At 73.8% G+C, this 16,611-nt stretch carries 17 protein-coding genes; 10 read left to right on the top strand and 7 right to left on the bottom strand.

All coding sequences use genetic code 11. The annotated features are described in order from the left end of the window. The first annotated feature begins 122 nt into the window (after positions 1 to 122). Entirely contained in the window at positions 123 to 1,061 is a 939-nt protein-coding gene (locus FMM08_RS22600) for a phosphotransferase family protein (protein WP_147928619.1), read from the top strand. A gap of 87 nt (positions 1,062 to 1,148) precedes the next feature. On the opposite strand, the gene FMM08_RS22595 is transcribed toward FMM08_RS22600, so the two are convergent. Continuing rightward, positions 1,149 to 2,474: an MFS transporter gene (locus tag FMM08_RS22595; RefSeq protein WP_147928618.1), complete on the bottom strand. Its 1,326-nt coding sequence runs from the start codon at positions 2,472 to 2,474 to the stop codon at positions 1,149 to 1,151. A gap of 68 nt (positions 2,475 to 2,542) precedes the next feature. Here FMM08_RS22595 and FMM08_RS22590 point away from each other — a divergent pair, with 68 nt between their 5' ends. Next, entirely contained in the window at positions 2,543 to 3,088 is a 546-nt protein-coding gene (locus FMM08_RS22590) for an ArsR/SmtB family transcription factor (protein ID WP_222711104.1), read from the top strand. Positions 3,089 to 3,127: 39 nt separating this feature from the next. On the opposite strand, the gene FMM08_RS22585 is transcribed toward FMM08_RS22590, so the two are convergent. Both FMM08_RS22585 and FMM08_RS22580 read right to left on the bottom strand, forming a co-directional pair. After that, on the bottom strand, positions 3,128 to 4,156 hold the full coding sequence (locus tag FMM08_RS22585) for a Gfo/Idh/MocA family protein (RefSeq protein WP_147928616.1): 1,029 nt from the start codon (positions 4,154 to 4,156) through the stop codon (positions 3,128 to 3,130). 52 nt (positions 4,157 to 4,208) lie between these two features. After that, complete coding sequence (locus FMM08_RS22580; RefSeq protein WP_255472706.1) at positions 4,209 to 5,246, bottom strand: Gfo/Idh/MocA family protein; 1,038 nt, start codon at positions 5,244 to 5,246, stop codon at positions 4,209 to 4,211. A 109-nt stretch (positions 5,247 to 5,355) separates the two neighbouring features. Between FMM08_RS22580 and FMM08_RS22575 the strand changes: the two genes are divergently transcribed. Continuing rightward, positions 5,356 to 6,033 (top strand): DUF1345 domain-containing protein, encoded by a 678-nt coding sequence (locus FMM08_RS22575; protein WP_187279947.1) that lies wholly within the window; start codon positions 5,356 to 5,358, stop codon positions 6,031 to 6,033. Between the two features lie 53 nt (positions 6,034 to 6,086). On the opposite strand, the gene FMM08_RS22570 is transcribed toward FMM08_RS22575, so the two are convergent. After that, on the bottom strand, positions 6,087 to 6,527 hold the full coding sequence (locus tag FMM08_RS22570; RefSeq protein ID WP_187279946.1) for an ATP-binding protein: 441 nt from the start codon (positions 6,525 to 6,527) through the stop codon (positions 6,087 to 6,089). Positions 6,528 to 6,737: 210 nt separating this feature from the next. On the opposite strand from FMM08_RS22570, the gene FMM08_RS22565 reads away from it, so the two are divergent. Then, entirely contained in the window at positions 6,738 to 7,763 is a 1,026-nt protein-coding gene (locus FMM08_RS22565) for a LacI family DNA-binding transcriptional regulator (RefSeq protein ID WP_147928612.1), read from the top strand. Between the two features lie 561 nt (positions 7,764 to 8,324). Here FMM08_RS22565 and FMM08_RS22560 read toward each other — a convergent pair. Then, the gene (locus tag FMM08_RS22560; protein ID WP_147928611.1) at positions 8,325 to 9,317 is read right to left on the bottom strand and encodes a LysR family transcriptional regulator; all 993 of its coding nucleotides are present in this window, start codon (positions 9,315 to 9,317) and stop codon (positions 8,325 to 8,327) included. 122 nt (positions 9,318 to 9,439) lie between these two features. On the opposite strand from FMM08_RS22560, the gene FMM08_RS22555 reads away from it, so the two are divergent. The 3 genes from FMM08_RS22555 (at position 9,440) to FMM08_RS22545 (ending at position 12,351) form a co-directional block, all read left to right on the top strand. After that, complete coding sequence (locus FMM08_RS22555) at positions 9,440 to 10,453, top strand: putative oxygenase MesX (RefSeq protein WP_147928610.1); 1,014 nt, start codon at positions 9,440 to 9,442, stop codon at positions 10,451 to 10,453. A gap of 5 nt (positions 10,454 to 10,458) precedes the next feature. Beyond that, the gene (locus FMM08_RS22550) at positions 10,459 to 11,496 is read left to right on the top strand and encodes a methionine synthase (protein ID WP_147928609.1); all 1,038 of its coding nucleotides are present in this window, start codon (positions 10,459 to 10,461) and stop codon (positions 11,494 to 11,496) included. Positions 11,497 to 11,730: 234 nt separating this feature from the next. Beyond that, positions 11,731 to 12,351 (top strand): DJ-1/PfpI family protein, encoded by a 621-nt coding sequence (locus FMM08_RS22545; RefSeq protein ID WP_147928608.1) that lies wholly within the window; start codon positions 11,731 to 11,733, stop codon positions 12,349 to 12,351. Here the strand turns inward: FMM08_RS22545 and FMM08_RS22540 are convergent. Next, the gene (locus FMM08_RS22540) at positions 12,330 to 12,818 is read right to left on the bottom strand and encodes a hypothetical protein (protein ID WP_147928607.1); all 489 of its coding nucleotides are present in this window, start codon (positions 12,816 to 12,818) and stop codon (positions 12,330 to 12,332) included. The two genes, FMM08_RS22545 and FMM08_RS22540, sit on opposite strands and share 22 nt — an antisense overlap. Before the next feature lie 234 nt (positions 12,819 to 13,052). On the opposite strand from FMM08_RS22540, the gene FMM08_RS22535 reads away from it, so the two are divergent. Together FMM08_RS22535 and FMM08_RS22530 are read left to right on the top strand one after the other, a co-directional pair. Next, positions 13,053 to 13,424, top strand: coding sequence for a nuclear transport factor 2 family protein (locus FMM08_RS22535; RefSeq protein ID WP_147928606.1), 372 nt, complete (start codon positions 13,053 to 13,055; stop codon positions 13,422 to 13,424). Between the two features lie 43 nt (positions 13,425 to 13,467). Beyond that, complete coding sequence (locus FMM08_RS22530) at positions 13,468 to 13,701, top strand: hypothetical protein (protein WP_147928605.1); 234 nt, start codon at positions 13,468 to 13,470, stop codon at positions 13,699 to 13,701. A gap of 224 nt (positions 13,702 to 13,925) precedes the next feature. Here the strand turns inward: FMM08_RS22530 and FMM08_RS22525 are convergent, their stop codons facing one another. Then, positions 13,926 to 15,509 (bottom strand): PucR family transcriptional regulator, encoded by a 1,584-nt coding sequence (locus tag FMM08_RS22525; protein WP_187279945.1) that lies wholly within the window; start codon positions 15,507 to 15,509, stop codon positions 13,926 to 13,928. Between the two features lie 115 nt (positions 15,510 to 15,624). On the opposite strand from FMM08_RS22525, the gene FMM08_RS22520 reads away from it, so the two are divergent. Further along, on the top strand, positions 15,625 to 16,611 hold a 987-nt coding region (locus FMM08_RS22520), incomplete at its 3' end, for an aldehyde dehydrogenase family protein (protein ID WP_147928603.1).

Below are 16,611 nucleotides of genomic sequence, written 5' to 3'. Positions count from 1 at the left end.
CCAGTGCCCACCCGCCGCCGGTGGCAACACCCCCCAGATCATCGGTGCACAGGGGAACTCAGCCGTGCCGGCGGCGGTGGCCTGCCACCCCATCGCTGGGGTGATCAAAAAGGTAACGGGGGATGAGGGGCGAGGGCGGTGGCCGGGCGCAGTGGTCCGACCTGCCGGGAGGGCTGCGCGACGCCGTGGCCGCCGAGCTGGGCTCGCCCGTCGTGCGGGCGACCTCGCAGGCGGGCGGCTTCTCGCCCGGTTCTGCTGACCGCGTGATCACCGCGTCGGGGCGCCGGGCGTTCGTCAAGGCCCTCGACGGTGGGCGCTTCCCCGGCTCGGTGGACCTGCACCGCCGCGAGGCGCGCGTGCTCGGCGCGCTCCCGGCGGGCCTCCCCGTGCCCGAGCTGCTCGCGCTGGTCGAGCACGACGGCTGGGTGGCGCTGGTCACCGAGGACGTCGACGGTGAGAGCCCTGCTCTGCCCTGGCGGCTGTCCGCTGTCGAGGCGGCGCTGGACGCGCTGGGAGCGGTCGCGGCGGTGTCGGTGCCGCCGGTGCTGCGCGACGTGCTGCCCCGCGCCGAGGTGGACCTGGAGCACGACGACGCCGGCTTCGAGCGGCTCCTCGCCGACCCCTGGTCCGGGCTCGCGCGCTTCGACCCCTGGGCAGCGGAGCGCCTCGACGAGCTCGCGGTGCTCGCGCGTCGCGGCAACCGGGCGCTGGCAGGGGAGGCGCTGGGCCACGGCGACGTCCGCGCCGACAACCTCGTGCAGCGTCCCGGCGGGGGAGTGGTGGTGGTCGACTGGCCGCACGCCGTGATCGGCTCGCCGGTCTTCGACGTGGTGGCGCTGCTGCTCGACGTGCGGCTGTCGAGCAGCGAGGTCGACGTCGACGCGCTGCTCGCCGCCCACCTGCCCGGGCTCGGGGACGTCGCCACCGCCGTCATCGCCGCCGACGCCGCGTACTTCGTCGACGCGGCCCGGCTGCCGCCGGTGCCGGGTCTGCCGGCGCTGAGGGCGTTCCAGGCCGCCCAGGGCCGCGCGGCCCTGGCCTGGCTGCGCGAGCGCTGGTGACCGCGGGCGCTGTGCTCCGGCGTGGGGGCCCGTACCGGAACACAGCGTCCACGGTCGCCCCGACCTCGACGTGGCGGGGGAGGGGCGTCAGCGCTCGGTCGCGGAGTCGTCGGGGCCAGGCGTGGGGCCGGGGGCGGTGTCAGCAGAGGGACCGGAGCGGACGAGCGGGCTGAGCAGCACCGGCAGCACCCCGAGGGCCTCCACCGCCAGCGCCGTCCACAGCGTGGCCACCAGCCCGATCCGCTCGCCGAGCAGCCCGCCGAGCAGCGCTCCGACGGGCATGGTGCCCCACACGAGGAAGCGCACCGACGCGTTCATCCGTCCCAGCAGCGGTGCCGGTGTGATGCGCTGCCGGTACGTCACCTGCGCCACGTTGTAGAGCACGATGCTCACGCCGAGCACGGCGCCGGAGACGGCCAGGAGCGCGACCGCGCCGTCGTCGTCGAGAGCGCCCCTGGCCACCAGCGGCCCGGTCAGGGGCAGGAGCGCACCGGCCGCGATCCCCGGCAGCAGCGCCAGGGCGATCGTGCGGCCCTCGCCGACGCGGCGCACCACCTGCTGCACCGTGAGCGCGCCGAGCAGCGCGCCGCCCGCGCCGATGCCGAGCGCCGTGCCGACCTGCCCCTCGGACAGCCCGAGCTCGCGGACGGCGTAGAGCACGAGCAGCGCGCCGGTGGCGCTGCCGCCGAGGTTGGACAGGCTCGTCGTGGCGACGATCCGCCGCAGCAGCGGCTGGTGCACCACGAACGAGAGGCCCTCGGCCACCTCCGCCCGCAGTGACCGTCGGGAGGACCGGTCCAGCGGGGGCTCGACGTGGGAGATGCGGGAGAGCAGCCCGCTGGAGGCGGCGAAGGCCACCGCCGAGACCGCCACCGCCAGCGGGGCTCCGAGCAGCCGGGCCAGCCAGCCGCCGACCGCAGGGCCGCCGACCTGCGCCACCGACGCCGAGACCTGCAGCAGGGAGTTGCCCTCGCCGAGCCGCTCTGCGCGCACCAGCGAGGGGAGGTAGCTCTGGTAGGCGACGTCGAAGAACAGCGTCGCCACGCCCACCACGAACGCCACCGCCACCACCAGCGGCAGCGAGAGCACCCCCGCCCACCAGGCCAGCGGCAGGACGGCGAGCGCCACCGCCCGCACGAGGTTGCCGAGCAGGAGGACGCGCCGCTTGGACCACCGGTCCACCCACGCGCCCGCCGGCAGCCCGAGCAGCAGGAACGCGGCCGACTGCGCCGCGGAGAGCACGCCCATCTGCAGCGGCGAGGCCGCCAGGACCGTCACAGCGAGCAGGGGGACGACGAGGTCGCCCACCTGCGTGGCGCCCTGCGAGACGGAGTCGCCCGCCCACAGGCGGCGGAAGTCCCGCCCCTCGCGGGCTCTCAGGAGGCTGTCGGGCGCAGGCGTCACGTCGACCATGCGACGGGAGTGGTTGGGGAATGTCAATCACTGAGCGCACAGCGTCATGTCGTGTCTACTTTGGGTGCGTGAGTGCGCAGACCTGGGACCTCCCGCACCGACGCGTGGCCACCGAGGCGGAGGCCAAGGCACTGGCCTCCGCGGTGCGGCTGCGGATCCTGCGGATGTGCCTCGACACCCCGATGACCAACGCGGCCGTCGCCGAGCGCCTCGGGCTCAACGCCGCCACGGCGCTGCACCACGTGAGGACCCTCGTGAACACCGGCTTCCTCGAGCCGCTGCCGTCCACGCGCGGCCGCCGCGGAGCGCGCTCGGTGCCCTACCGGGCCACCGGCAAGTCGTGGCAGCTCGACGAGCAGCGCTCCGCGCGCGCCATGGTGGAGGCGTTCACGCAGACCCTGCCGGTGCTGCTCGGTGACGGCAGCGAGGAGGCCCCGGCGGACCCGGACCTGCGCGTCGCCCGCCTGGGGCTGCGCCTCGACGCCGAGGGTCGGGCGGAGCTGGAGCGCCGGCTCGACGCGCTGCTCGACGAGTTCGCCCAGCGCCCCGGGGCAGCAGACGCCGCTCCGCTGTCGCTGTTCGTCGCCCTGCACCGCGACCCCGACCGGGACTGACCCTCGCACCTGACCTGGCGCGGTGAGCAGGGCCGGGGGTCAGGTGCGGATGACCTCGGCCACGCGCCGCTCCCGGGCCGCCTCGTAGGCCGCGAGGATGGTGCCGAGCACCGCGACCCCCTCGACCTCGGTGTGGATCGGTCGGGTGCCGGTGAGCAGGCAGTCGGCGAAGGCGGAGATCTCCGCCGAGAAGGTGTCGACCGGCTCGAAGTCCTCGGTCGTGCTCGTCCCGTCGCGCAGGTCGTAGCGCAGCGAGGTCCCGTCCGAGGTCAGCGACCCGAGCTCGCCGACCACCGAGAAGCGCTCCGTGCCCGGCGCCGCCTCGTAGGCCCAGCTGGTCACCAGCTGGCCGACGACGCCGTTGTCGAAGCGCACCAGCACCTGGGCCGAGTCCTCGCCCTCCATGAACGCCAGCCGGTGCGTGGACAGCATGGCCGTGACCTCCACGGGCACCCCGCCGGCCAGGTGGAGCATGAGGTACGTCGGGTGGTAGCCGGTGTCGATGAGCTCGCCGCCGCCGCTGGTGGCGGCGTGGGCGCGCCAGCCCATGGTCGACGGGTCGAAGTCGTTGAAGAAGCTGTCGGTGGTGCGCACCTCGTAGACCCGGCCCAGGATCCCGGACTCGATGACGGCCTTCGCGGTGGCCACCGCGGGCAGGAAGAGCTGGTTGTGCGCGCACATGAGCGTCACGCCGGACTCGCTGACGGCGGCCTGCACGCGCCGCGCCTCCTCCGGGGTGAGGCAGAGCGGCTTCTCGCACAGCACGTGCTTGCCGGCCCGCGCCGCGGTGACGATCGCGTCGGCGTGGAGGTGGTGGGGCAGGCAGATGTCCACGGCGTCGACCTCGGCCGAGGCGATCATCTCGGCGTAGTCCGTGGAGTGCGGGACGCCCAGCTCCTCGCCGCGGGCGCGGGCGGTCGCCTCGGAGGCGTCGGCGACGGCGGCCACGCGGATCCGGTCGGCGGCGGCCGCGTACCCGGCGATGTGGGCGGTGGCGATGCCGCCCCCGCCGATGAGGCCGACCCGCACCGGGGCGGTCGGGAGGGCACGTCCGGTGGTGCTGGTCATGACGGCAGCTCCTCTGCGAGCGTCGAGCGGGGGAGGGTCTTCAGCGGGTGCGTCAGCCGAGCGCCACGGCGCGCTGCTCGGCGGCGGCGCGGTTGGCCGCCACCACCAGGCGCGTGAGCTCCACGGCGCGGGAGGTGTTGTCGTCGGCTCGGGTGCCGGAGCGGATGTGGTCCACCCACTGGGCGAACGCCCCGGGCCCGTCCTCGGGCACCGGCAGCTGGACGGGCTCGCCGCCGTCGTCGTCCTGGTCTGCTGACCGGAAGGCCGCACCGGTCGCGGTGAGCCGTCGCGGCGCGTCGGTCCAGCTGACCGTGCCCTCGGTGCCGAACACGTCGATGGTGAACGGGGTGGGGGAGGAGAAGCTCGCCTCCGCGACGCCGATGACGCCTCCCGGGTAGCTGGCGACGACGACGGCGTTGTCCTCCACGGCCCGGCCCGTCACGGACCCGTAGACCGCGGTGACGGTGTCGGGACGGGCGCCGAGCAGCAGCTGCAGCAGGTAGACGGGGTGGCAGCCGAGGTCTGTGAGCGCACCGCCGACCGAGGGCCCGGGGTCGAAGAAGCGGTCCGGCAGCCAGCCGGTGACCGCGCCCTCGTGGGAAAGGCGAACGCGGGCGTACGTGACGCGTCCGAGGCGGCCGCTCTCGACCACCTCGCGCACCGCGGCCGTGCACCCCTCGTACAGGCGGGGCAACGAGACGACCACCACCGCACCGGTGCGCTCGGCTTCGGTGAGCAGCTCGGTGCACTCGGCGACGGTCGGTGCGAGCAGCTTCTCGGTGAAGACGTGGACGCCCGCGCTGAGGGCGGCGCCGATGACCTCTCGGTGGGCGCGCGTCGAGGTGGTGACGGTGACGCCGTCCACGCGCCCCGCGGCGCTCTCGCCGGACAGCAGCGCCGCGAGGTCCGGCTCGAAGGGTGCGCCCAGGTGCTCGGCGGCGGCGCGTCCGCGCTCGGCGTCGTCGTCCCAGACGGCCACCAGATCAGCGCCGGGACGGGTCTGGACGGACCTGGCGTAGTCGTCGGTGTGGACGTGCCAGGAGCCGAGGACGGCCACGCGCAGGGGCTGTGCAGGAGGTGCTGGGGGCACGGCGGAGGATCCGTTTCGACGTCGAAGGTCGGACGGCTCCATCCGACCACGCACCCGATCGGTTCCTCAAGTCACTGGACGAACAGGTCCGAGTCGTAGCCTCCGGAGCGTGAGCCCGAAGCCCGTGGTGAACCACTCCTACGCGGAGACCCTCGACCGGCCGAAGCGCGCGTCGCGACGGCTGGCCGCAGCGCTCGTCACGGGGGCGGTGGTCGCAGGGCTCGCCGTCCTGGCGGGGGCCGGCGCGGCGGCCTTCGCCGCCGGGTGGGTCGTGGTGGCGGCGGTGGTGCTCGCACGCGACCTGCGCCTCATCGCGCGGTACGACGCCGCGGCGACCGCGAAGCACGCCACGCGTGACGACCCCTCCCGCCCCGCCAGCCGCTCCGTGCTGCTGCTGGCCTGCCTGGGGAGCCTGGTCGGCGTCGGTGGGCTGCTCGTGCAGGCGGGGAGCGCGCACGGCGCTGCTCAGGACCTGCTCGCGGGGCTGGGCCTGGTGGTGGTCGCGGCGTCGTGGTTCGTGGTGCACACGACGTTCTGCCTGCACTACGCGTTCCTCTACTACGACGGCGACGCGCCTGGCGGCATCCAGTTCGAGGGCGGTCCGCCGTCCTACCTCGACTTCGCCTACGTGGCGTTCTCCATCGGCATGACCTACCAGGTCTCCGACACCGGGCTGACCTCGCGCTCGATGCGCGGGGCGGCGCTGCGGCACGCGCTGCTGTCGTTCCTGTTGGGGGCGGTCGTCCTCGGCGCCACCATCAACCTGCTGGCGGGTCTCGGCTCCTGACGGTGGCGCCCTCTCGCGCCTCCCGCGCTCGCTGCGGGCAGCGCGAGAAGGGGTCAGGCGGGGTCGAGGGTGATGGTGGCCCAGACGCCCTTGCCGGTGCCGCCGCCGGGGCCCTCGTCGCTGACGCCCCAGTGCACCGACAGGCCCTCCACCAGCTGCATGCCGCGGCCGCTCTCGGCGTACCAGGGCACCTCGCCCTCGGTGCGGCGCGGCTCGGTGGTGGAGGAGTCGTGCACGCCCACCACCACCTGCTCGACGTTGCAGATGAGGGTCAGCACCACGGGCGGCTGGCCGTGCTCGACGGCGTTGGTGACCAGCTCGCTGACGACGACGAGCACCGCGTCCAGGGCGTCGGCGGCGTGCGCCGCGCACAGGTGGTTGCGCGTGAAGCGGCGTGCGGCGCCGGGAGTGCTGGTGGCGTGCCTGAGGACCACCCGGGCGTGCTCGCGGTGCACGGGGGGCGCGACGGGGTCGGCGGGAGCATCAGTGGTCACAGCAGTCCCACTGTGACACGGCGCGGCGCGACGGGCTCGCCGTGCAGCGTCCGTTCGAGGACCTTCCCAGAGGGTGCACAGCAAGGGCGCCGCCTGTGGGCGGACGCCGGGGCGGGGACGCGCCCGTGCACGCTCCGCCGCAGGTGCGCTGGAGCCGGCGGGCCCGGTGGACTGGACAGGTGATCAGGGCCGATCGGCTTTGATGTGCCCATGACGGTGACGCCGCGACGACCGGTGACCATGGCCGACGTCGGCGCAGCCGCGGGTGTCACGAGCCGGACGGTGTCCAACGTCCTGTCCGGCAACAAGCCCGTCACCCCGAGCACCCGTGACGCGGTCATGGCCGCCGTGCGAGAGCTGGGCTACCAGATGAACGTCACCGCCCGGGGTCTGCGGACCGGCCGCACCGGTCTGCTGACCGTGGCCGTGCCCGCTCTGCGCATCGACTACTTCGCGGAGCTGGCCCTGGCCGTGGTCGACGAGGCCGAGCGCCAGGGCTGGGCGGTCACCATCCAGCAGACGCAGTCCGACAGGGCGCGCGAGCTGGCGATCCTCGGCGGGCACGACCGCCTCCTCAGCGACGGTCTCATCTTCCAGCCCCACGCCCTCGGGCCAGAAGACCGCGACCTCCTGGTCAGCGACCAGCCGGTGGTCCTGCTGGCCGACCACCCGCTGCAGGCCGACGCCGACCAGCTGGTCCTGGACAACGTCGGGATCGGGCACGCGGCCGCCTCCCACCTGCTGGAGCGGGGGCGTCGCCGCATCGCGATGATCGGTCCCAACCACGACCCGGGCCCCAGCCTCGCCGGCGCCTACCGGCTGCGGGGGTACCTCCAGGCGGTGGAGGAGGCGGGCCTCGCGGCTGCGCCCGAGCTGGTGGTGGAGGCGCAGCGGTGGACGTGGGAGGGCGGAGCCGCGGCAGCCGAGGAGCTGCTCGCCTCCGGAGCCTCCTTCGACGGACTGCTCTGCGGGAACGACTCCCTGGCCCTCGGGGCGATGCACGTCCTGCGCAGCCACGGGCTGGACGTCCCTGGCGACGTGGCCGTCGTGGGGGTGGACGACATCAAGGACGCCGCTCGCAGCCTCCCGGCGCTCAGCACTGTCGCGCTCGAGACCTCCACCACCGCGTCCACCGCCGTGGGGCTGCTGCTTGCGCAGATCCGGCGCGACCCGTCGTACCGGGGCCCGCAGACGCAGACCATCGCGCACCGGGTCGTTGAGCGTGCGAGCAGCTGAAGCTCGAGGAGAAGAGAGCCGCAGTCCCCCTGGGGGCTGGAGGACTGCGGCTCTCGACGCGCGGCTGAGCCAGCGCCAACCGGATGCCGCAGTGGTTTGAGCCTCCAGTGCTGAACACGCTAGTTCATCGATGAACCGGATGCACGCACTCCTCGGCGCGTCGGGTGACTTCTTGCGCCCGGGCCCATGACGCGGGCCCTCGCGCGGACGGCGGTGAACACCTCTGCGACCTCCGCCGGTGTCGCCCAGCGGGCCGCTGGCCGCGACGACCGCGGGGCGCGGCGATGGGTCAGGACCCGATCATCTGCAGTGCGATCTCCGACAGGCGCGCGCTGAGCTCCCGAGGAAGCCCACCCCCAGCCGCTCCGAGGGGCCTGGGGGGCAAGACGGTCGCGAGACCCCTCTGGTGACGATCATGGATCTGCGCGCCACATCCGGCGCCTCCCCCGGGTGGTGTCGGCCATCCCCGCGCAGCCAGTGTGCGGGTCTTGGCGATCGATCGGGCTCCTGAGCCCGCGGACCGAGGATCGTGCTGGCCGTGACCACGCCCTCGTCGACCTCTCAGGCCTCCAGCGGGGTGCGTGGGGTCGGCCTCGACCGCGGGTCGTGCCCCTCGCCGAGGAGCGTGACTCCGAACTCGGCGACGACGGCCCGCACCTCGTCGAGGTAGCGCTGGGCCAGGTCCGTGAGGGGGATGGCGGAGTGGCCGATCCAGCCGATCTCGATGCGCTCGTCCACGTCGAGCGGGACGGCTGTGATGGCCGGGTCGAGGTCGTCGCTGATGATGCCGGTGGAGATCGTGTAGCCGTCGAGGCCGATCATGAGGTTGAAGATCGTCGCGCGGTCGGAGACGCGGATCTCCCGCCTGCTCGACAGCGTGGAGAGGATCTCCTCGGCGAAGTAGAAGGAGTTGTTCGCGCCCTGGTCGAAGGTGAGGCGCGGCAGGTCGGCCAGGTCGGCAAGGGTCGCGCGCTCCTTGCCGGCGAGCGGGTTCTTGCGCGAGATGAAGATGTGCGGCTGGGCCACGAAGAGCGGCCGGAACTCCAGGCCGGAGTCGCGCAGGAGCTTGTCGATGACGGCTCGGTTGAAGTCGTTCCGGTAGATGATCCCCAGCTCGCTGCGCAGCGTGCGGACGTCTTCGATGATGTCCCAGGTGCGGGTCTCTCTCAGCGAGAACTCGTACTCGGCGCCCTCAGTGCGTCGCACCATCCGGACGAAGGCGTCGACGGCGAACGAGTAGTGCTGCGTCGACACCCCGAGCAGGCGCCGCGACGGCGGCCTGTCGAGGTAGCGCTGCTCCAGCAGCGCGACCTGCTCGACCACCTGCCGGGCGTAGCCCAGGAACTCCGCCCCGTCGGTGGTGAGCGTGACGCCGCGGGCGGACCGGACCAGCAAGGAGCGGCCCACGCGCGCCTCGAGCTCCTTCATCGCGGCGGACAGCGTCGGCTGCGCGACGTAGAGCAGGTCGGCCGCCGCGGAGATCGACCCCTCCGCAGCGACCTCGATGAAGTACGTCAGCTGCTGCAGCGTCACGCCGCCCGACCGTCGCGCCATAGGGCGTGACTATAGGAAGTCATGCGCGTGTCGGATTACACGATGACCAGCGATCGCCTCCACGATGAACGCCGATGACCACGAGGCCGGCTCGGCCGGTCCCTGGCTTGGAGTGGGCGCACATGGCGGACGAGTTCACCTTCAGCACCACCACCACCCGCTTCGACGAGGACTACGCGCCGTCGAGCAGCTCCCGGATCACCACGAACTTCGCCAACCTGGCCCGGGGGGAGCAGCGCCAGCAGAACCTCCGGCGGGCGCTGACGATGATCGACCGCCGCTTCAACGACCTCGCAGACTGGGACAACCCGGAGCAGGACCGCTACGCGGTCGAAGCGGACATCGTCTCCGTCGAGCTGACCTTCGCCGCGGACGCCGAGGGCCAGCGGTTCCCGCTGTTCGAGGTGCTCGACCTGCACGTCCTCGACCGGTGGACGGGGGAGCGGCGCCACGGGATCGTCGGCAACAACTTCTCGTCCTACGTGCGCGACTACGACTTCAGCGTGCGGCTGCCCGCCCTGAACGCGGGCGCCGCGAGCTCCACCGTGCCCGACGACTTCGGCGACCTGCACGGGAAGCTGTTCCAGGAGTTCCTCGACTCCGACCTCTACCGGGAGCGCTTCCCGCAGGCGCCCGTGATCTGCATCAGCGTCTCGACGAGCCGCACCTACCGCCGGACCGACAACCGCCACCCCGTCCTCGGCGTGGAGTACCGCCAGGACGAGCACTCCCTGACCGACGCCTACTTCGCCAAGATGGGGCTCGAGGTCCGGTACTTCATGCCGCGCGGCGCCGTCGCGCCGCTGGCCTTCTACTTCCGGGGTGACCTGCTGAACGACTACTCGAACCTGCAGCTCGCCGGCACGGTCGCCACGATGGAGGCGTTCCAGAAGATCTACCGGCCGGAGATCTACAACGCGAACTCCGCCGCGGGGCGCACCTACCGCCCGAGCCTCGCGCACGAGGACTTCTCGCGCCCGCAGGTCGACTACGACCGCGAGGAGCGCAGCCGGCTCGCCGTCACGCAGGGCCGGTTCACCGAAGAGCACTTCGTGGAACCGCACCGCGAGGTGCTGGAGCGGTGGGTCGCGGGCTGTACGGCCGCAGCCCTCGTCGGCCGAGCGGCAGGGGTGTGAGAACGGTGTCCTCCCTCCTCCCCGCCTCCATCGTCGGCAGCCTGCCGAAGCCGTCGTGGCTCGCCGAGCCCGAGAAGCTGTGGTCGCCGTGGAAGCTCGACGGCGACGCGCTCGTCGAGGGCAAGCAGGACGCCCTGCGCGCCGCCGTGCAGGAGCAGCAGCACCGCGGCATCGACGTCGTGAGCGACGGCGAGCAGACCCGCCAGCACTTCGTCACGACGTTCATCGAGCACCTCTCCGGCGTCGACTTCGAGCAGCGCGAGACCGTCCGCATCCGCGACCGGTACGACGCGAGCGTGCCGAGCGTCGTCGGCGCGGTGAGCCGTGAGCGGCCGGTCTTCGTCGACGACGCGGCGTTCCTCCGCAGCCAGACCGACCGGCCGATCAAGTGGGCCCTGCCCGGCCCGATGACGATGGTCGACACCCTCTACGACCGCCACTACCGCAGCCGCGAGAAGCTGGCCTGGGAGTTCGCGGCCATCCTCAACGCCGAGGCGCGCGAGCTGGAGGCGGCCGGGGTCGACGTCATCCAGTTCGACGAGCCCGCGTTCAACGTCTTCCACGACGAGGTGCGCGACTGGGGCGTCGCGGCGCTGGAGCGGGCGGCCGAGGGGCTGCGCGCCGAGACCGTCGTCCACATCTGCTACGGCTACGGGATCAAGGCCAACAACGACTGGAAGGCGACGCTCGGGGCGGAGTGGCGGCAGTACGAGCAGTCCTTCCCCCTGCTGCAGGGCAGCTCCATCGACACCGTCTCGCTGGAGAGCCATCACTCGCACGTGCCGGTGGAGCTGGTCGAGCTGCTCCGCGGCAAGAAGGTCATGCTCGGGGCGATCGACGTGGCCAGCCACGAGGTCGAGACCCCCGAAGAGGTCGCCGACACCCTGCGCGCGGCGCTGCGGCACGTGGACGCGGAGCTGCTGGTCCCCAGCACCAACTGCGGCATGGCGCCGCTGCCGAGGTCGGTGGCGCTGGGGAAGCTCGCCGCCCTGTCCGCGGGGGCCGCACTGCTCCGCGAGGAGCTCGCCGCACCGCCACGCTGAGTCGGACGCTCAGTGCGCCTGCCGGACGCGCACGAGGCCCGGGGCGTCTCGGTGCACACCACACCACGTGGATGGCGGCTGCCGGTCCGGCACCGCAGGGCTGGTCCACGAGCGGCCCTGGTGCGCGGGGGCGGCGCTCGGAGGCCCGGTCCCGGCCGCTGGCGTCTGGGCGGGCACGGCGGTCGTGGCGGTGGGCCTGGTGCTCGGGCTGCGGGCGTCGGGCAGCATGCGCACGTGACGCGACGCGTGGGCCTGCTCCTGTTCGACGAGGTCGAGGTGCTCGACGCCTGCGGCCCGTTCGAGGTGTTCTCGGTGGCGAACAGGGTGGCCGCCCGGGCAGGGGCCGAGCCCCCCTTCGAGGTGCTGCTCGTCGGCGCCCGTCCCGAGGTCGCTGAGGACGACGGCTCGCCGGCCGTGCGCGCTCGCGGCGGGCTGCGCCTCGGCGCCGACGTGCGCGTGGGCGACGCCCCGACCTGCGACGTCGTGCTCGTGCCCGGGGGAGTGGTCGACGCCGTCGCCGCCGACCCGGCCGTGCTGGCGTGGCTGCGACGGAGCCGCCCGGCTGCTGAGGTCGTGGCGTCGGTCTGCACGGGTGCGTTCGTGCTCGCCGCCGCTGGCCTGCTGGACCACAGGCCGGTGACCACGCACTGGGAGGACCTCGACGACCTGCGCGCCGCCCACCCCGCCCTGCACGTGGTCGGCGACGTCCGCTACCTCGACCACGGCGACCTCGCCACCAGCGCCGGCATCAGCGCCGGTCTCGACCTCGCGCTGCACCTCGTGGCTCGGCTGGAGGGTACGGAGCTGGCGGCTGCGACCGCCCGGCAGATGGACTACGCCTGGCACGACGCCTGACGGCGCTGGGCTCGCCAGCGGCGGGTGCGCCACCGGTGCAGCAGCGCAGACGCCGCCGCCGTCACGCCGAGCAGCAGCCACTGGTAGAGCGGCAGGAAGATGAGCAGCAGCGCCGCGGTGGACGACTCGCTCGTCACCATGCCGTGCAGCAGCCAGGCGCTCAGACCGACCAGCGCGAGCAGCCCCACCAGCAGAGCAGGCGTGCCGCCCGCCTGGCGCCGCCTCGTGGCCACCACCAGCGCCACCGCGCCGGCGAACGGTGCGAGGTCCCACAGCACGAAGAGCAGCGTGGGGAGCGCACCGTCCAGCGGCACGCCGTGTTCCAACCACCCGCCCACCCACGCCATCACGGCCAGCGTGCTGGTGCCGCCCACCAGTCCCAGCGACAGGAGCACCCCGTGCGCGCCGCGCGCGCGGACCGGCGCGGGGCGTCCGGGCGCTGGGACGGACTCCGTGGCGCTGCTCATCCGGCGATCGTCGCGTCCCGATCTGACGCGCGCGTCCTCCTGCGGGCTGACCACCACGCCCCGCCCACCGTCGCGGAGGGCGGGGGGAGGTCCGCCGGAGGCTGCGGCGACGGCCCACGCGGCTCAGCGGCGATGGCCCCACCGGTCGGTGGGCGGTCGCGTCCACCGGACGGGGTGTTCGCCGAGGGAACACGTGCCTGGCGCCGCCCGGTCGCCGAGGAGCAGGGTGCGCGGGTGGACCTCACCTCGGCCGAACGCGCCCTCCAGGAAGCCCAGCGCAGCGCGGACCTCGACGCGCTGGACGCGCTGCTCCACCCGCGCTGCGTGGCGGCCGGACCGGACGGCGCGGTGTTCACCAAGGACGACGACCTTCGCAGCCACCGGTCCGGCGCGCTGCGCATCACGAGCCTCGTGGAGGAGCAGCTCGAGGTGGAGGAGGCCGCGAGCACGGGGGTCACACGGCTGGTGGCCGCCGTCGAGGCGCTGCAGGACGGATCACCCGTGACGGCCCGGCTGCGGTACACGCGTCTGTGGGTGCGCGAGGGCGAGCGGTGGCGCGTGCTCGCTGCCACGCTCGTGCCGGCCGCGGGCGTTCGGCGGGAGTGAGCGGACGGTGCCCGGCAGGCGCCGGCCTCCTGGCGTCGACCTCATGACCCTGCGCGCCGAGGACCTCCCCGACGGTCCCGCAGCGCCGTGGCAGCACGAGGAGCTGCTGCCCGGCCCGCACCGCCTGCGCTGCGGCACCAGCAGCGCCTACCTCTCGCGGCCTGGCGGCGACGCCGCGTCCCTCGTCGACACCGGTCCGGACGGCACTTCCCGCGCCTCGCCCGGACGCTCACCGACCTGGGCGTCGGCCCCGAGCTCCTCGGACGCGAGGTGCTGACCCATGTCCACGACGACCGTCGGTCACCTCCCCTCGACCGTCGCCGGCGCCCTTGAGCCCGTGGCCGCCCGTTCGGCATCGACAGGGAGCAGTCGTGGCGCGACGCCGCGCGCCTGGCCGACCTCCCGGTGGAGGTGGCCGGCTTCGGGCACGGCGAGCCCTTCCCGTCGGGAGCGGCCGCCGCGCTGAGGTCGCTGACCGATGCGTTCGTCTGACGGCCTGGGTCACCCCGGGGGTGTCGCCTCGGCGGGTGCGGCACCCGCGCTGAGCTCGTGCGCCAGCAGGGCGACGTGCAGGGAGCAGAGGACGTCGGGGTCGTCCAGGTCGCGGCCCAGGCGCTCGCCGAGCCGCGCGATGGCGGAGTAGAGGTGCTGCCGGCTGGTGCCGGTGGCGCGAGCCAGACGGGTCTTCGACCCTCGCGACGCGACGAGGGCCCTCAGCAGGGCGAGGTCGGCCCCGGCCCGCCCTGGGTGCCGCAGGAGCGGGCCGAGCTGGCCCTCGACGTAGGCGTCGAGCCGGGGGTCGCCGCGCAGCTGGCGCAGCAGGGAGACGACGCCCAGGTCCCCGGCGCGGTGCACGCGACCCGGTTCGCGACGTCCCGGCTGCGCCGCTGCGGCGTCGGCGACGTGGACGGCCTCGATGAGGCCCTCCCCGGCCGCGGCGAACGTCGGGACGGGAGCCGCAGCGGCGAGCACGGCGGTGGACGACCCTCGAGCGATGGCCTCCGCCAGGGCGCGGGCGTCGCGGTCGGCGTCCTCAGCGGTCCTCGCGGTGAGCACCACCGCTGTGGTGTCGGGGGCGATCCCACCCGCGAGGCACGCCACCGCGCACGCCGCGGCCGCGCTGACCACCTGGGCCGGCTGCGCGCCGCGGACCACCAGCGGCAGCACCAGCGCCCCCGCTGGAAGCCCGAGGGAGCGTGCTCGCAGGGCCAGGGCCTCCTCCTGGTGCGCATCGGCGCCGAGCAGGTCGCGCAGCAGGACGGCGCTCGCCTCCTCGACGAGCGTCCCGGGGCCCTGGTGGCCCGCCAGCCGCGACAGGGTCAGCGTCTCCGATGCCCTTTCGAGCACCAGGCGCGTGCGGGTGTCGTCGCTCGCGCCCTGGGGCACCACGAGGCGCCCCCACCGCGCACCTGCCGGACCCACCGGGGCGGTCATCCACCGCTCCGGTCCCGACGGTCCGGTACCGGTGCCGAACGGTGCGCGGCGCGACCTGTCCGCCCAGTCCGCCAGCGCGTCGACCGACCCTCTGGCCCCTGCCGCCGCGACCACGCGGTGGCCCCGGTCCTCCAGCACCACGAACCGGTCCAGCGCCGCGCTCGCTGCGTGCAGCACGTCGTCCGCTGGAGCGGTACGGGCGCTCAGGGCGGCGAAGGTGCGGTGCACGCCCTCGCTGAAGTGCAGCTCCGCGTACTGCTCGTGCAGCAGCCGTGCGTGCACGGCCTCCGTCACGGCCACGAACCGCACCGGCTGGGCGAGCTCCACGAGCGGCAGGCGCAGGCCGCGCGCCGCGTCGACCAGGCCCTGTGGGAGGTGGGGCAGCGCCGGGCCGAGCTCCACCACCAGACCGGCGGCGCCTGCGTCGTGCAGCGCCCGCACGTGGCGCTCGAGGTCGAGGCGCGGGTCCTTGAGGTGCTGCCCCGTCGAGAGGAGCAGCTCACCGCCCTGCAGGAGTCCAGCGACGTCAGGGATGTCGATGGTGTGCACCCACCGCACGGGGCTGTCCAGCTGTCGGCTCCCCGCCCTGATGCGCGGCCTGCCGGCCGCGAGGACCGGCAGCGCGAGGACGTCGGCGATGGTCACGAGCACCAGGGCACGGTAGGGCCCCGCGGATGGCGATGACGACGGAGTGTCGTCCCTTTGCGCTTGTAGACGACAGATCGTCAACTGCGCACGGGGCCGAGGGCGCGGCACCCTCCTGCGCATGTCGTCTGCGCCCAGCGCCACCTCCCAGGCCACGTCCACGGTCCAGCACTGGATCGACGGGGCCGCCACCTCCGGCGCCTCCACCCGCACCGCTGATGTGTTCGACCCCGCCACCGGTGAGGTCTCCCGCCAGGTGGTGCTGGCCGAGCCTGCCGACGTCGCGGCCGCGGTCGCCTCGGCCAAGAAGGCGTTCCCCGCCTGGCGCGACACCTCCCTGGCCAAGCGCACCCAGGTGCTGTTCGCCTTCCGGGAGCTGCTCAACGCCCGCGCCCCGCAGCTGGCTGAGATCATCACCGCCGAGCACGGCAAGGTCGTCTCCGACGCCGTCGGTGAGGTCGCCCGCGGCCAGGAGGTGGTGGAGTTCGCCTGCGGCATCCCCCACCTGCTCAAGGGCGGCTTCACCGAGAACGCCTCCACCGCCGTGGACGTGCACTCGGTGCGCCAGCCCCTGGGCGTGGTCGCGGTCATCTCCCCGTTCAACTTCCCCGCGATGGTCCCGATGTGGTTCTTCCCCGTCGCGATCGCCACCGGCAACACCGTGGTCCTCAAGCCCAGTGAGAAGGACCCGAGCGCGGCGCTGTTCATCGCCGCGCTGTGGAAGGAGGCCGGTCTGCCCGACGGGGTCTTCACCGTGCTGCAGGGTGACAAGGTCGCTGTGGACGGGCTGCTGGACCACGCGGATGTCGCCTCGGTCTCCTTCGTGGGGTCCACCCCGATCGCGAAGTACGTCTACGAGCGCGCCACCGCGAACGGCAAGCGGGTGCAGGCGTTGGGGGGTGCGAAGAACCACATGGTGGTGCTGCCCGACGCCGACCTGGACCTGGCCGCCGACGCCGCCGTCAACGCCGGGTTCGGGTCCGCCGGTGAGCGGTGCATGGCGATCTCGGCGCTGGTGGCGGTCGGGGGGATCGCCGATGAGCTCGTCGGCAAGATCGCCGACCGGGCGGGGAAGATCCGCACCGGTGACGGGCGCCGCTCCTGCGAC

This window comes from Quadrisphaera setariae, from assembly GCF_008041935.1.
GTDB lineage: Bacteria > Actinomycetota > Actinomycetes > Actinomycetales > Quadrisphaeraceae > Quadrisphaera > Quadrisphaera setariae.
This window is presented reverse-complemented; position numbering and strand designations above follow the sequence as displayed.